Origin of the sequence: Streptomyces sp. NPDC015345, from assembly GCF_043078805.1 — a bacterium.
GTDB lineage: Bacteria > Actinomycetota > Actinomycetes > Streptomycetales > Streptomycetaceae > Streptomyces.
The window spans coordinates 332135-346373 of sequence record NZ_JBIBTX010000005.1 but is presented as its reverse complement, the minus strand read 5'-3'; the positions used below and the strand labels follow the sequence as shown (position 1 = coordinate 346373).

The 14239-nt window shown below is 72.5% G+C and carries 12 protein-coding genes; 5 read left to right on the top strand and 7 right to left on the bottom strand.

The window, feature by feature from the left end:
• Positions 1 to 38 precede the first annotated feature (38 nt).
• On the top strand, positions 39 to 2129 hold the full coding sequence (locus tag ACF062_RS22855; RefSeq protein WP_392140737.1) for a PhoX family protein: 2091 nt from the start codon (positions 39 to 41) through the stop codon (positions 2127 to 2129).
• A gap of 86 nt (positions 2130 to 2215) precedes the next feature.
• On the opposite strand, the gene ACF062_RS22850 is transcribed toward ACF062_RS22855, so the two are convergent.
• Positions 2216 to 3190, bottom strand: coding sequence for a LysR family transcriptional regulator (locus ACF062_RS22850; RefSeq protein ID WP_392140735.1), 975 nt, complete (start codon positions 3188 to 3190; stop codon positions 2216 to 2218).
• A gap of 218 nt (positions 3191 to 3408) precedes the next feature.
• Between ACF062_RS22850 and snpA the strand changes: the two genes are divergently transcribed.
• On the top strand, positions 3409 to 4077 hold the full coding sequence (gene snpA / locus ACF062_RS22845) for a snapalysin (RefSeq protein ID WP_392140733.1): 669 nt from the start codon (positions 3409 to 3411) through the stop codon (positions 4075 to 4077).
• A gap of 84 nt (positions 4078 to 4161) precedes the next feature.
• Here snpA and ACF062_RS22840 read toward each other — a convergent pair whose 3' ends face one another.
• From ACF062_RS22840 to ACF062_RS22820, 5 genes are all read right to left on the bottom strand, one after another.
• Complete coding sequence (locus ACF062_RS22840) at positions 4162 to 6162, bottom strand: FUSC family protein (protein ID WP_392140731.1); 2001 nt, start codon at positions 6160 to 6162, stop codon at positions 4162 to 4164.
• Positions 6163 to 6206: 44 nt separating this feature from the next.
• Positions 6207 to 7220 (bottom strand): endonuclease/exonuclease/phosphatase family protein, encoded by a 1014-nt coding sequence (locus ACF062_RS22835; RefSeq protein ID WP_392141202.1) that lies wholly within the window; start codon positions 7218 to 7220, stop codon positions 6207 to 6209.
• 551 nt (positions 7221 to 7771) lie between these two features.
• Entirely contained in the window at positions 7772 to 8611 is an 840-nt protein-coding gene (locus ACF062_RS22830; protein WP_392140729.1) for a hypothetical protein, read from the bottom strand.
• Between the two features lie 81 nt (positions 8612 to 8692).
• The gene (locus tag ACF062_RS22825; RefSeq protein ID WP_223775781.1) at positions 8693 to 9541 is read right to left on the bottom strand and encodes an ABC transporter permease; all 849 of its coding nucleotides are present in this window, start codon (positions 9539 to 9541) and stop codon (positions 8693 to 8695) included.
• Positions 9538 to 10569, bottom strand: coding sequence for an ATP-binding cassette domain-containing protein (locus ACF062_RS22820; protein ID WP_392140727.1), 1032 nt, complete (start codon positions 10567 to 10569; stop codon positions 9538 to 9540). The genes ACF062_RS22825 and ACF062_RS22820 overlap by 4 nt, the downstream gene beginning before the upstream one ends.
• 206 nt (positions 10570 to 10775) lie before the next feature.
• On the opposite strand from ACF062_RS22820, the gene ACF062_RS22815 reads away from it, so the two are divergent.
• Entirely contained in the window at positions 10776 to 11192 is a 417-nt protein-coding gene (locus tag ACF062_RS22815) for an SH3 domain-containing protein (RefSeq protein ID WP_392140725.1), read from the top strand.
• A gap of 231 nt (positions 11193 to 11423) precedes the next feature.
• On the top strand, positions 11424 to 11825 hold the full coding sequence (locus tag ACF062_RS22810; protein ID WP_392140723.1) for a hypothetical protein: 402 nt from the start codon (positions 11424 to 11426) through the stop codon (positions 11823 to 11825).
• Between the two features lie 30 nt (positions 11826 to 11855).
• On the opposite strand, the gene ACF062_RS22805 is transcribed toward ACF062_RS22810, so the two are convergent.
• The gene (locus ACF062_RS22805) at positions 11856 to 13142 is read right to left on the bottom strand and encodes an SGNH/GDSL hydrolase family protein (RefSeq protein WP_392141201.1); all 1287 of its coding nucleotides are present in this window, start codon (positions 13140 to 13142) and stop codon (positions 11856 to 11858) included.
• A 179-nt stretch (positions 13143 to 13321) separates the two neighbouring features.
• On the opposite strand from ACF062_RS22805, the gene ACF062_RS22800 reads away from it, so the two are divergent.
• Positions 13322 to 14230, top strand: a complete 909-nt coding sequence (locus ACF062_RS22800) for a LysR family transcriptional regulator (RefSeq protein WP_392141199.1) — start codon at positions 13322 to 13324, stop codon at positions 14228 to 14230.
• Positions 14231 to 14239 lie beyond the last annotated feature (9 nt).

Genomic DNA, 14239 nt, shown 5'->3' with positions numbered 1-14239 from the left:
ACGGCGGAATCAAGCCACGCCATGACGACGGAGGATCCGTGCCCAAGCTGCTGCCGATCATCACCTCGCATCAGGGGAGCGGCGGCCGTTCCGCCCTGACCTGCCGCTTCCGCTGCGGCGACGCCTGCTTCGGCGAGGTGCCCAACACCAGCGAGAACGAGTACGTCGGCGATGTCATCGCCGGTGCGCTCAGCCGCCGTTCGATGATGCGCGCCGCCGCCGTCGTGACGGTCGCCGCCACCGCGGGCAGCACCCTCATAGCGGGCCCCGGAGTCAGTGAGGCCGCCGCGGCCGCGCCTGAAGGACGTACGGCCGGAAAGGGCAGGGGCGCACGCGGCCTGCGGTTCGCGCCCGTCGCACCGAACACCAAGGACGCCGTCACCGTCCCCGCCGGCTACGGACAGAACGTCGTCATCCGCTGGGGCGAGCCCATCCTGCGCGGCGCGCCCGCCTTCGACCCGGACCGGCAGACCGCCAAGGCGCAGGCCGGGCAGTTCGGTTACAACAACGACTTCCTGTCCCTCCTGCCGCTGCGCGGCGAGCACGGCCGTCAGGTCCTCGTCGCGAACCACGAGTACACGGACGAGATCCTGATGTTCAAGGGGTACGACCCCGAGAACCCGACCCGCGAGCAGGTCGAGATCGCCTGGGCGGCGCACGGTCTCTCCGTCGTCGTGGTCGAGGGCGAGCGCAAGAGCGGCGCCCTGCGCGCCGTCACCCGCCATCACCTCAACCGCCGGCTCACCGCCACCAGCCGCTTCCGCCTGACCGGGCCCGTCGCGGGCAGCGACCTGGTCCGTACGAAGGCCGACCCGCGCGGCACCACGGTGCTCGGCACGCTCAACAACTGCTCCGGCGGCACCACGCCCTGGGGCACCACGCTGCACGGCGAGGAGAACTTCAACCAGTACTTCGCCAACGCGGTGAAGGTGACCGACCCGAAGGACGCCGCGCGCCTCAAGCGCTACGGCGTATCCGGTGCCGCCTCCGAGCGGAAGTGGGAGCGGTTCGACGACCGCTTCGACCTCGCAAAGGAGCCCAACGAGGCCAACCGCTTCGGCTGGGTCGTCGAGCTCGATCCGTTCGACCCGGACTCGACGCCGCGCAAGCGCACCGCGCTCGGCCGCTTCAAGCACGAGGCCGCGCAGCCGCGCCTGACGGACGACGGGCGCCCGGTGGTCTACATGGGCGACGACGAGAAGTTCGACTACTTCTACAAGTTCGTCAGCAGCAAGCGCATGGCCAAGGGCAAGTCCCGCGCCGCGCACGAGCACAACCTCACGCTGCTCGACGAGGGCACCCTCTACGTCGCCAAGCTGACCGGTGACTCCCCGGCGGCCGAGATCGACGGGAAGGGCACGCTGCCGGAGGACGGCGAGTTCGACGGCAGCGGCCGGTGGGTCCCGCTGGCGACGGCCGGTCCCGGCGGCAAGGCCGTCAGCCACGTCGAGGGCATGACCGCCGAGGAGGTGTTCGTCTTCACGCGCCTCGCCGGTGACAAGGTCGGCGCCACGAAGATGGACCGGCCCGAGGACATCGAGCCGTCGCCGCACACCGGCAAGGTGTACGTCGCGCTCACCAACAACTCCGACCGCGGCAAGCCGGGCAAGGCGGGCGCCGACGAGGCCAACCCGCGCAACCTCAACAAGCACGGGCAGGTCCTTGAGCTGACCGAGCGCCGGAACCGCGCCGACGCCACCACCTTCGCCTGGTCGCTGTTCCTGGTGGCCGGTGACCCGGACGACCCCTCGACGTACTTCGCGGGCTTCCCCAAGGACCGGGTCTCCCCGATCTCCTGCCCGGACAACGTCGCCTTCGACCCGCACGGCAACCTGTGGCTGTCCACCGACGGCAACCAGCTCGGCTCCCACGACGGCCTGTTCGGTGTGGCCACGCGCGGCGAGCGGCGCGGTGAGCTCAAGCAGTTCCTGACCATGCCGACCGGCGCCGAGACCTGCGGTCCGCTCATCCAGGACCGGCGCGTGCTCGTCGCCGTACAGCACCCCGGCGAGGTGGACGGCGCCTCCGTCGAGAAGCCCGCGAGCGCCTGGCCCGACGGTCCGGGCAAGCTGGTGCGTCCGTCGGTCGTCTCCGTGTGGCGCGAGGACGGCCGCGACATCGGCGTCTGACCCGGAAGCAGGCAGGAGTACGTAGGCGGAAGGGGCATCCGGCGGTCGCCGGGTGCCCCTTCCGCGTAGGCGTCACCCGCCGGAGGTCACCGGCCGGCCGGGACCAGCGTTCCGCCGGCGGCACCGCGGGCGTCGCCGGACCGCAGCAGCCACTCCGTATAGGCGGCGGACTGCCGGGCCGCCTCCCAGTAGGCGGCCTCCAGCTCACCGTAGACCGCGTTGAGCTCGTCCTCCGTGCGGGCCGCGACCATCAGGCGTACGCCGATGGGGTCGCCGTGGAGGGGGCGTACGGCCATGTCGGCGCGGGCCCGTGAGGTCGGCTGGCAGAGCGTGACGACCTCGCCGGTGGCGACGAGGGACGCGGCGGTGAGGTAGTCGCCGTGCAGGACAGGGGGGTTGAGGCCGGCCGTGGTCAGGACACGGCGCAGGCCGTCCCACTCGCCGTCGACGGTCGGGTCGACCATCCAGCGGTCGTCCGCGAGGTCGCTGAGCCGTACGACGGGCCGCTCCGCCGCCGGGTGATCGGCGGCCAGGGAGACGAACTGCGGCTCGCGGTCGAGGAGGACGCGTCTTCGCAGGGCTTCCGGCAGCCGCAATGGGCTGCCCTCGACCTCGTGGACGAAGGCCACGTCGAGCTGTGCCGCGGCCACCATGCGCAGCAGCGCGTTGGCGGACACGTCCATCTGGAGCGAGATCTCCGTGCCCGGCAGGCGCACGCGCAGCCGGCGCAGCCAGCCCGGTATGGCACGGCTCGCCGTGGAGCCGATGCGCAGCCGCGGGCCCTCGGTGGCGCGGGCGGCGGCTGCCCTGGTCTCGGCGACCAGGGACCGCATCTCCGTGACCAGGGGGCGGGCCCGGCTCAGGACGACCCGGCCGAGCGGGGTCGGCCGGCAGCCGGTGCGCTCGCGGGCGAAGAGCTGGCCGCCGAGCGCGTGCTCGATGCGGCGCAGCTGGGTCGTCAGCGACGGCTGGCTCATGCCGAGCTGACGCGCCGCCTTGTGCAGGCTGCCGGTGTCGGCGATGGCGCACAACGCGCGGAGGTGCCTGACCTCGAGCTCCATGGTCGATGAGCGTAGAGGCGGTACGGCCGCCGCACCAGACACCCAAACCCCATGAGAACCAGCCGTTCTGGACCGGCCGAGCCCGGTGATAGCTCCGGGCTATCGCGTCTTGCCATCATCCCCACGCGCCCCCTGCTCCCCGAGACTCACAGCCACCGAAAAGTTCACCTTTCATCGACCCCCCACGGTCGGTCGAACGAGTAGGGAGCCCCCCACACATGAGCAAGCGATACCTGTCCGTCGTGGCCGTCCTCGGACTCACCGTCACCGGACTCGGCGGCGCCGCCACGTCGGCGTCGGCGTCGACCCCCGCCCTGAACTCGTCCTCCGCCTCGTACGCCCAGTACGAGGGGTCGGCGTACGAGGGCTCGGCGCGGGAGGCCAAGGCCAACAAGGCGTTCTTCGAGGCCGTCGTGAAGGCGGTCGCCGAGAAGCGCGCGGCCAACCCCGGGGCGAAGTCCGTGACCGTCGTCTACGACGCCTCCGGAGCGCCCACCTTCGCCCGGCAGATAGCGAGTTCCACGTCCATATGGAACTCGGCGGTCTCCAACGTCAAGCTCCAGCAGGGCAGTTCCGGCGCGAGCTTCTCGTACCGCGAGGGGAATGACCCGCGCGGCTCGTACGCGAGCACCGACGGGCACGGCAAGGGGTACATCTTCCTGGACTACGCCCAGAACAAGGAGTACGACTCGACCCGCGTCACCACCCACGAGACCGGGCACGTACTCGGGCTGCCGGACACCTACGACGGGCCGTGCAGTCAGCTGATGTCGGGCGGCGGCCCCGGCCCGTCCTGCACGAACGCGCAGCCGGACGCGGCGGAGCGGTCGAAGGTGGAGCAGCTGTGGGCCAACGGGCTCGCGAAGGCGCTGCACAAGGTGCGCTAGGGAACGGTCGCCGGGGAGCCGCGGGCCGGTCGTGGCCGGTCGCGCGGTTCCCCGCGCCCCTTCAGGGAGCCAGGGCTTCAGGGCTCAGGGCTTCGGGGAGGCGATGGCCCGTGCCGCGCCGACCTCTTGGCGCAACGGTTCCAGGACGCTGTCCTTCGGGCCGACCGTGAATTCCGTACGCACCTCTTCGAGCACCGCCGACGCACGCAGGCCGCCCGCCAACTCTCGTAGTTCTCGTGCCACTTCGGCCACCTCGCCGGCTGCCGGCGGCCGCGCTCCGTGCCGGATGCGAACCCTGGCGGCGGTCGTCGCGTCCAGGATGCGTTCGACGGCGACGACCAGCGGCCACCAGGCGGCGGCGCGCGTGCCGGTCGGCGGCGGCTCGGTCAGGGCCCGCTGGAACTCGGAGCGGATGACGGACAGGTCGCGGTAGAGACGGCGGCGCATGCGGGCGCGGGCGGCCGGTTCGACGGTGGCCCCGAACGCGGACTCCACATATCCGGCGGTGTCGGCGACCGCGTCCGCGAGCCGGTCGCCGATCCGCGTCCCCCAGCTCTCGGGCCACAGCAGATATCCGGCGACGAGCGCGATGGCGCAGCCGATCAGGCTGTCGACCAGACGCGGCACGACCAGGCCGAGGCCCTGGTGGTTGAGGATGTCGGAGAGCAGCAGGATCACCGGGGTGATCGCCGCCGTCTGGTAGCCGTAGCCGCGCGTGGTGAGGGCCGGGATGAGCGGGGCGAGCAGCATCATCACGGGTACGTCCCACCAGCCGTGCGGCACCTGGACGAGGACGGCGGCGGCGACCACCAGGCCGGCGGCCGTGCCGAGCGCGCGCAGGACGGCGCGGGAGAAGACCGAGCCGAAGTCGGGCTTGAGGACGAACGTGACGGTGAGCGCGACCCAGTACGACCGGGGGACGTCGATCAGCGAGACCAGGGCCTGCGCGATGCCGATGCAGAGCGCGAGCCGCAGGCCGTAGCGCCAGGAGGCGCCGGACAGGACGACGTTGCGGGCGGCGCGGCGGATCCGGACGCTCAGCGCCGCGGGGTGGCCGAGCCGGTCGTCGGCCTTGATGACGCCGAGCGGGTCGGCGTCACCCAGCGTCTCCACGGCGTGCAGCACGGCGTGGTCGAGGGCGCGGGCGGTGTGGTCGCGGGGTTCGGGGAGGCGTTCGGGGTCCGGGGTCCAGGCGGTCGGGGCGCCGCCGCCGTGCTCGATCGCCCGCGCCATGTCGCGGATGACGGCCGGGATCTCGGGCGGCAGGCGTACGCAGGCGTGGCGGGCACTCAGATGGGTGGCGGGTGCGGCTTCGACGATCGGGGTGAGGGCGTTCAAGCGGGCCACGAGCCGCACCAGTTCGGGGTTGCGGCCGTGGTCACGGGCGCGGCGGGCGAGGACGAGGTCGTAGCTCTGGTTGAGGGAGGCGGTGACGGCGGCGCGCGCGTCGTCGTACGCGTCCGTGCCCGCGGCGTCGAGGAGCGCGGCCACCGAGCGGTAGGAGGCGGCGACGGCGGCGCGTTCGGGGACGCCGGAGCGCAGCGGCCAGGCGAGCAGGCCGAGCGCGAGGACGAGGAGGCCGCCGCCGGTCATCAGGGCCGGGGCGAGCCACCACTGACCCGGCATCGGAAGGCCCGCGCCGACCACGCAGTTGAGCAGCAGGAGCAGCCCGCCGACGGAGGCGACCGCGCCGATCGTCGACATCATCCCGGAGACGAGCGCCACGAACGTGACGGCGCCGACCGCCACCCAGCCGTGCCCGAAGACGAGCGAGCCGAGGGTGACGCCCAGGGCGCCGAAGAGCTGCGGCACGGCGATGTTGAGGACGCGCATGCGGTAGGCGTCGGCGGTGTCACCGATGACACCGGAGAGGGCGCCCATGGAGGCGAGCGCGCCGTATGTGGGCTGTCCGGCGAGGATGCCGACGGCGAGCGGCAGGGCCATGGCGACCGAGGCGCGGGCGACGGCCGCCCAGGGGATGGGCGCGGACTGCGGCTTGAGGGACCGGACGAGCCAGTCGGGCGGGGTGAGCGGGCGCAGTGGGCCGCGTGATTCCGGTGGGGCGGCGGGGGTCTCACGGGGCATGTGCCCATTATCGCCGCATTACGTTGCTTGCCCTGGCCGGTGGATCAGCGGTCTGTTCCGTCCGGCCGGTGAAGGGTGAGCGTGACGACGAGTGCCCGGTGGTCGGTGTCGCCGATCTCCAGGAAACGGGCGTCGCGGGCCGCGAAGTCCGGGGTCGCGAGGATGTGGTCGATCTGCGTGCCGAGCGGCGAGGGCACGGCCGTGGGCCAGCTGGGGGTGCGCGAGGAGCCGGTGAGGCGGGCGGCGTCGCGCAGCCCCTGGTCGAGGACCGAGCGGAACGCGGCGTGGTCCTGGGTGGCGTTGAAGTCCCCGGCGATGATGGTGGACCTGCCGTCACCGTCGGCGGCGTACTCCTGGAGCTTGCGCATCTCCGAGCGCCACAGGTCGACCTGGCGGGGCATCGGCGGCATGGGGTGCGCGAGGAGAATCCGCACCGGATGTCCCTTCACGTCGGCGATGGCACCCGGCATTCCGAGGGTGGCCCGCACGCGGTGCGGGTCCTTCAGCGGCACCTTGGAGAGGATGACGGAGCCCTCGGGGCCGTACGCGGCGACGGCCTCGCGGTGGGGGTAGTCGGCGCGGGGGAGTTCCTCGCGGAGCAGGGCGGCGCAGGCGTGGTCGCACTCGGGGACGAAGAGCAGATCGGGCCGCTCCTCGCGCACGGCCTTGATCAGGCCCTTCGTGCCGCGCCCGTACTCCACGTTGGACGTCATGACGCGCAGTTCGGCGACGGCGTCGCCGCGCGGTGCGTCGGTGTTCCCGTAGGGCTCGACGTACCAGGCGACGAGGCCGAGCACGACGACGCCCCACACCATGCCGAGGCGCCAGCGGGCGAGCAGGGCCAGGGCCAGGCCGACGACAGTGGGCACGAGCAGCCAGGGCAGGAAGGCGAGCAGCTGCGGTACGGGTGTGAAGCCGTCGGAGTCGGCGACGCGGAAGCCGATGACGGCGCTGACGCCGGCCAGCGGTATGGCCGCGGTCCATGCGGTGGCTCGGCGTCGGTGGCGGCGGGGTGCGGTGTGGGCCGCCTCTGGCTCGGTGCCCGGGGCGACGGTCACGCTGTCCAAGGCGGGGCCTCTGCTTTCGGTTGGGGGCGGGGCGGGGGTGTTCGGCTGTGCGGAATCCTGCCGTATGCGGGGTACGGGGTGTGTCGGGTGCGGGTGGTCGGTGGCTGGTCGCGCAGTTCCCCGCGCCCCTGAGGGGGGTTGGTGTGGGTGGTCGGGTGTGGGTGGTGGGTGGCTGGTCGCGCAGTTCCCCGCGCCCCTGAGGGGGGTTGGTGTGGGTGGTCGGGTGTGGGTGGTGGGTGGCTGGTCGCGCAGTTCCCCGCGCCCCTGACGGGGGCGGGTGTGGGTGGTCGGGTGCGCCTTACCGTGGCGTGTGGCGGATCGGGCGCCCCCGATAGGGGCGCGGGGAACGGCGCGAGCAACCCCATTCGGCCTGCGGATGAGGTGCGAGCGGATGGGCCCCGATAGGGGCGCGGGGAACTGCGCGAGCAAGCGCATTCGGCCTGCGGATGAGGTGCGAGCGGATGGGCCCCGATAGGGGCGCGGGGAACTGCGCGAGCAAGCCCGTTCGGCCTGCGGATGAGGTGCGACCGGCGGAGCCTCGCTCAGGGGCGCGGGGAGCGGCGCGATCGGGGCGACAGCCATGCCCCCAGTGCCACCACCAGCCCCACCCCCACCAACACCCACGCCGCAGCCCACAGCGACGCGGTCAACGCGTCGTACACCGCCCCCGCAGCCCCACGGGAAACCTCCGCGGGCAAGTCGTCGAGCATCACCCCGCGCCCCACCGCGACCCCCACCAGAAGCACCCCCGCCGCCAGCCCCCCACCCAGCGCCGTCGCGACGACCGCCCGCCGCCGGGAAGCGGCGAGGAGGACACCCGCCACCGCGAGGACCACCGCCGCGACCGGCAGCCACAGCCCCGCCGACCTGAGCACGCCGAAGACCCGCCGCAGCCACCCGAGGTCGTCGGAGGACCGCAGCACCGTGACCTCCGTGTGCTTCACGGGGATCTTCGAGGCGAACGGCACCCCGTCGTCCGCGAGTTGCCGCTTGATCTGCTCGGTGATGGGCGCGAGGTCGATGGTGACCGCACCGTCGGAGTCATCCCCCCAGGCCCGCCGCACGGCGTCGTACGCCGCGCGGTTCGCCGCGTCCCAGGCCGTCCGGTAGGCCGCCGTCTCCGTGAACGACCGCACCGCGTCCCCTACGAACGCCTCGACCGCGCCCTGGAGCGGCCCCACGTCGATCTCCTTCATCACCGCGCCGGTCACCTCCTCCGCCACCGCCGTGCGTACCGCGTCGTCGGAGGCGAGCGGCGCCATCGTGGCGACGTAGCTGTCCCGGTCCCCGATCTCGTACTTCGCCCAGGTGGAGAGCGCGCCGAGCGGGACCAGGAGGCAGGCCAGGACGAGCAGGACGGCGGACAGGACGGTTTTCGGCACCTCTACAGGCAAAGCCCCGGCCGCGTGGCACGCGACCGGGGCGACTGCATATGGGGCAATCCGGAGATGGGGCAAACCGCGCTACTTACGGTTGTACAGCCGCATCGTCACCGGCCCGAACACCGCCACCAGCAGCAGCGCCCAGCCGAACGTCCACGCCAGCTCCGTGGTCGGCGACGTGCCGTCCATCAGGGCGCGGACCGCGGAGGAGACGTGGGTGATGGGGTTGTTGTTGACGAAGGCCTGGAGCCAGCCCGGCATCGTCTCCGGCTTCACGAAGATGTCGCTGAGGAAGGTCAGCGGGAAGATCACCATCATGCTGACGCCCATCACGGACTTCTCGGTGCGCAGGAGCAGTCCGAACATCGTCCAGATCCAGGAGAACGCGAAGGAGAAGACGAGCAGGACCGCGATCCCCGCCACGACGCCCACGAACCCGCCGTCCGGCCGGAAGCCCATGATGAGGCCGACGGTGAGGATCACCACGGAGGCGATGGCGTAGCGCAGGGCGTCGCCGAGGAGGTAGCCGACCATCGTCGAGGGCCGCCAGATCGGCAGCGTACGGAAGCGGTCGAAGACGCCCTTCTCGATGTCGGTGTTGACCGAGACGCCCGTGTACATCGTGATCATGACGACGGACATCACGAGGATGCCCGGCAGCAGGTACTGGATGTACTCGCTCGGCGACCCGGCGAGCGCGCCCCCGAAGAGGTACGTGTACATCAGCACCATCATGATCGGAAAGGCCGTGACGTCGAAGAGCTGCTCCGGCACGTGCTTGATCTTGAGCATGGCGCGCCAGCCGAACGTCAGGCAGGCGGAGAGCGCGCTCGGCCGCGGCGGCCGGTCGGTGGAGATGAGGAGCTCGGCGAGCGACTCGGTACGGACGGGCGCGAGGTCCTGCGTCTCGGCGGGGGCGGCGGTGCTCATGCCGTGGCCTCCTTCGTGAGGTCCTTCGTGAGGTTCTGCGGATCGGTCGTGGGGGTGTGGTGGCCGGTGTCCGAACCGGTCAGGGCCAGGAAGACCTCGTCCAGGCTGGGCTGGCCGAGCGCGAAGTCGTCGACGGTGATGCCGGCGTGGGCCAGCTCGGCGAGCGCGCGCGAGGCCTGCTCGGCGGCGCCGCGGCCGTTGCGCGCGCCGTCCGTGCCGACGCGGGCGGTAAGGGCCACGGGGTCGGGCTCCAGCTGGACCTGCGCGCCGAGCACCGCGCCGAGGACCCGCGCGGCCTCCTCGCGCCGTGCGGCGTCCCGCAGCCGTACGTGTACGGAGCCCGCGCCGACGGACGCCTTCAGTTCCCCCTTGGTGCCCTCGGCGATGACCTTGCCCCGGTCGATGACGGCGATGCGCGCCGCCAACTGGTCGGCCTCGTCCAGGTACTGGGTGGTGAGCAGGACCGTCGTGCCGTGGCCGACGACCGCGCGCACGATGTCCCAGACCTGGTTGCGGCTGCGGGGGTCAAGGCCCGTCGTCGGCTCGTCCAGGAAGAGCAGGTCGGGGGTGTTCAGGATGGACGCGGCGATGTCGATGCGGCGCCGCATGCCCCCGGAGTAGTTCTTCACCTGGCGGGCCGCCGCCTCGGTCAGGCCGAAGGCCTCGAGGAGCTGCCCGGCCCGTTCGCGCGCCGCCTTCTTGGCGTGCCCGGTGAGGCGGGCCAGCAGGATCAGGTTCTCCGTGCCGGTCAGGTCCTCGTCGACCGACGCGTACTGCCCCGTGAGGCTGACCCGGCTGCGTACGGCGTCGGCCTCGCGCACGACGTCGTGGCCAAAGACGTGCGCCTCGCCGCCGTCGGGCCGCAGCAGGGTGGCGAGCATCTTGACGGCGGTGGTCTTGCCCGCGCCGTTCGGCCCGAGGACGCCGTAGACCGTGCCGGCCGGGACGGCGAGGTCGATGCCGTCGACCGCGCGGTTGTCGCCGAAGGTCTTCACCAGACCCGCGGTCTCGATGGCCATGCTGCTCATGTCCGCCCGCTTTCTCGCCGAATGTCTCCGCGATGTCTTCGCGTCTTCGTGTTCTCGCGAAGGAGTGTCGTCGGGAGGGCAGACCGGGTCCGCCCCGGAAACTCATCGGTCTCCAGTGTGGAACAGGCTCGGGTGGAACGCTGGGCCGAACGGGTGTTTCCTGGAGAAACGGGCGTTTCCCGGATGCGGGAACGAGGAGGCCGATCATGCGAATCGCTCTGACCCTCGGGGCCGCGTGCGCGGCGGCGGTGTTGACCGCCGGTACCGCCGCAAGCACGGCCGCGGCCACCGCCGCGACCCCCGCCGACAACGACCGCGGAGTCATCTGGGGCACCGTCGTCTCCGGCCCCGACCTCAAGGTGAGGGACCGGCCGGGCACCGACGGCGCGATCGTCGCGAAGCTCCCGCACGGCAGCCAGGACCGCGTCGAGTGCGCCGTCAAGGGCACGACCGTGGTGCACGGCAACGCGGACTGGTACTGGCTGACCGGCGTCCGCGGCTGGGTGAGCGCGGCGTACGTGGACACCCACGGCCGCCACGTCCCGAGCTGCTCCGCCGACCCCTGCCCCCAGTGGCGGGACCGTGACTGCCACCACGACCCGTGCGCGAACCGGGACCGCTGACGCGGCGCCGACACGGGCAAGGCCCCGGGGCCCGGCACCGCCAAGCTCCGGACGCCGGCACCGCCAAGCTCCCGGACGCCGGCACCGCCAAGCTCCGGACGCCGGCACCGCCAAGCTCCCGGACGCCGGCACCGCCAAGCTCCGGACGCCGGCACCGCCAAGCCCCGGGGCCCGGCACCGCCAAGGCCCCGGACACCGGCACCGGACAACGCCCCAGAGAAGGGAACCGTCATGGCACACGCCGCACCCGCCTTCCGCTTCCGCCGCTCCCGTCGCTCGCGGGCCGCGTCCAGCGCCGTCCGCTGGGCCGGCCTCGCTCTGCTCATGGGCGTCGTCTACGGCCTGTGGGCCGGCCTGATCCGGCGCGACGGCGGTCCGCTCACCGCAGGGAGCGCCCTGTTCGGCGTCCTCGCCGGTCTCGTCTTCGCCGTCCTCATGTACGCCTTGCACCGGGCGGCGCCCTCGCTCCCCCGCGAACCGCGCGCCATGGCATGGGCGGCGTTCGCGGGGATCAGCTTCGGCTTCCTGGTCAGCGCGGGCGGGGCGAGCGTGGTGCGGTCCACGATCTTCGGGCTGGTGGCCGCCGCGAGCGTCTTCGCGGTGACGTTCTACCGCTACTACACGACGGAGTGAGCCCGGCGGCGCGACGGCGTCACCCCGGTGTCACAGCGACTTCAGGTCCACCGCGCGGGCCATCGCCCGGTACCCGGCGTCGTTCGGGTGCAGGTGGTCGCCGCTGTCGTACGCGCGGGCGATCCGCTCCGGGTGGTCCGGGTCGGCGAGGGCCTTGTCGAAGTCGACGTACGCGTCGTACTCACCCGACGTACGCACCCACGTGTTGAACGCGTCGCTCACGGCCGCCGCGTGCTTGCCGTAGTGGTCGGAGCCGCCGAACGGCAGCAGCGTCGCGCCGACGATCCGCACGCCCTCGGCGCGGGCCTCGCGGATCAGCTTGCGGTGGCCGTTGATGAGCTGCCGGGCGGTGATCCGCGGAGCGGGCTTGTACGTGGGGTGCTCGCCTTCGTAGAACCCGATGTCGTTGACGCCTTCGAGGACGACGACCGTGCCGACACCGGGCAGGTCGAGGGCGTCCCGCGCGAAACGGTTGGCGCTGCGCTCGCCGTACCAGGCCGAGTCGTTGAGGACCATGTTGCCGCCGATGCCCGCGTTGAGCACGGGCCGCCGGTCGCCCGCCTTGGCGAGGCGTTCGGCGAGGGCGTCGGACCAGCGGCGGTTGCGGTCGGTGGAGGAGGCGAAGCCGTCCGTGATGGAGTCGCCGAAGAGCACGACACCGTCCCGCCCGGCCGCACGCCCGGAGCCGCCGCTCACGTCCACGCCCGCGAGGTAGTACCAGGACTCCGACGTCTCGCCGAAGGCCTTGGCGCCGGTGTCGGCGGTGTGGTCGCCGTCCGCCCGGTAGCTGGTGGCGAAGGACTGGGCGTGGAAGGTGGCCGGGCCCGTGGTCTTCGCGAGGTGCAGCGTGACGGTCACGGACTCCAGGGGTGCCACCCGCAGGCCGGCGGCGTCGCTGGCCAGGTCGGTGCCCGCCGGGATCGTGACCGAGCCCTTCCCGTCGAAGGTGAGCCGCCGCACCGAGTCCTTCTCCACCGCGGCCCCCTTCTTCGTCCGCGCGACGGTGGCGCTCTCGATCCGCAGCGGTGAGGCGCCGTACCGGTTGGTGAGCCGGATGCGGGCCCGGTCGCCGCCCTCGGTGACGCGCACGACCTGGCGCAGCGTCTGCCCGTCGAAACCGGCCTCCGACCAGTTGGCCTTGAAGCCGGTGCTCGGCCGTTGCGGGGCGGCGGCCCAGGCGGCCGACCACCCCGCCTCCGGCTTCTTGGCGGGGGAATCAGCGGGCGGCATGGCATGGGCGCCGGTCAGGACGGACCCCGCGGTCAGCGCGAGGGCGGCGGCGGTGGCGACGGCGGTCATACGGGCACGCGAAATCATCATGGTCTCCAGGGAGTTGAGAAAAGGGCCGGTTCTCGGTTCTCCAAAGATCCACCGGCCACACGGCCCGATCAATGGCGATCCGTGGAACGATCACCGCGGTCACGCTTATCGATGCAGGTCAGAGATGCGGGCCGCAGAGGCAGGTCACAGGAGCACAGGGATACAGGGGGAACGTGATGGAACGGCAGGAGCTGGAGACCTTCCTGACGCTGGCCGAGGAGCTGCACTTCGGCCGCACCGCCGAGCGCCTCCTCCTCTCCCAGGCCCGCGTCAGCCAGACGGTGAAGAAGCTGGAGCGCAAGATCGGCGCCCCCCTCTTCGAACGCACCAGCCGGGTCGTACGGATGTCACCGCTGGGACGGCAGCTGTACGAGGAAGTGGCGCCGCTGCACGCGCGCCTTGAGGCGGCCGTGGCGCGGGCCAAGGACACCGCGCGGGGCGTGGCGGGCGAGCTGAGCGTCGGCTTCCTCGGCTCGGGCGCGGGCTCGCTGACCGCCCCGATCCTCGCGACGTTCCGCGAACGCTGCCCCGGCTGCGAGGTCGCCATGCGCGAGACGCAGTACCAGGACCCGCTGGGCGCCCTGCGCGGCGGCGAGATCGACGTGCTCTTCACCTGCCTGCCCGTGGCCGAGCCGGACCTGACGGTCGGCCCCGTCGTCATCAACGAACCGCGCGTCCTCGCCGTGCCGCTCGGCCACCCGCTCGCCACGAGGGCGTCGGTCTCCCTGGAGGAGCTGGCGGGGGAGACCTTCTTCGGCGTCGTCAACGGCGCGCCCGCCTACTGGTGGGACTTCCACGTGCCGCGCCGCACGCCGAGCGGCCGCGAGATCCGCCGCGGCCGGGCCGTCGCCGGCTTCCAGGAGCTGATGACGCTGGTCGCCACCGGCCAGGGGATCTCCCCGATGGCCGCCTCCGTCGAGCGGTACTACTCCCGCCCGGATGTCATCTTCGTACCGCTGCGTGACGTGCCCTGCGCCGAGGTCGCGCTGGTCTGGCGCACGGGGGCCACCGAAGCCCGCTCCGAGGCGTTCATCCGCGCGGTCCGCGACACCGTCGCGGCGAACGGCGGCCCCGCCGCGTACTGACCAAACCCT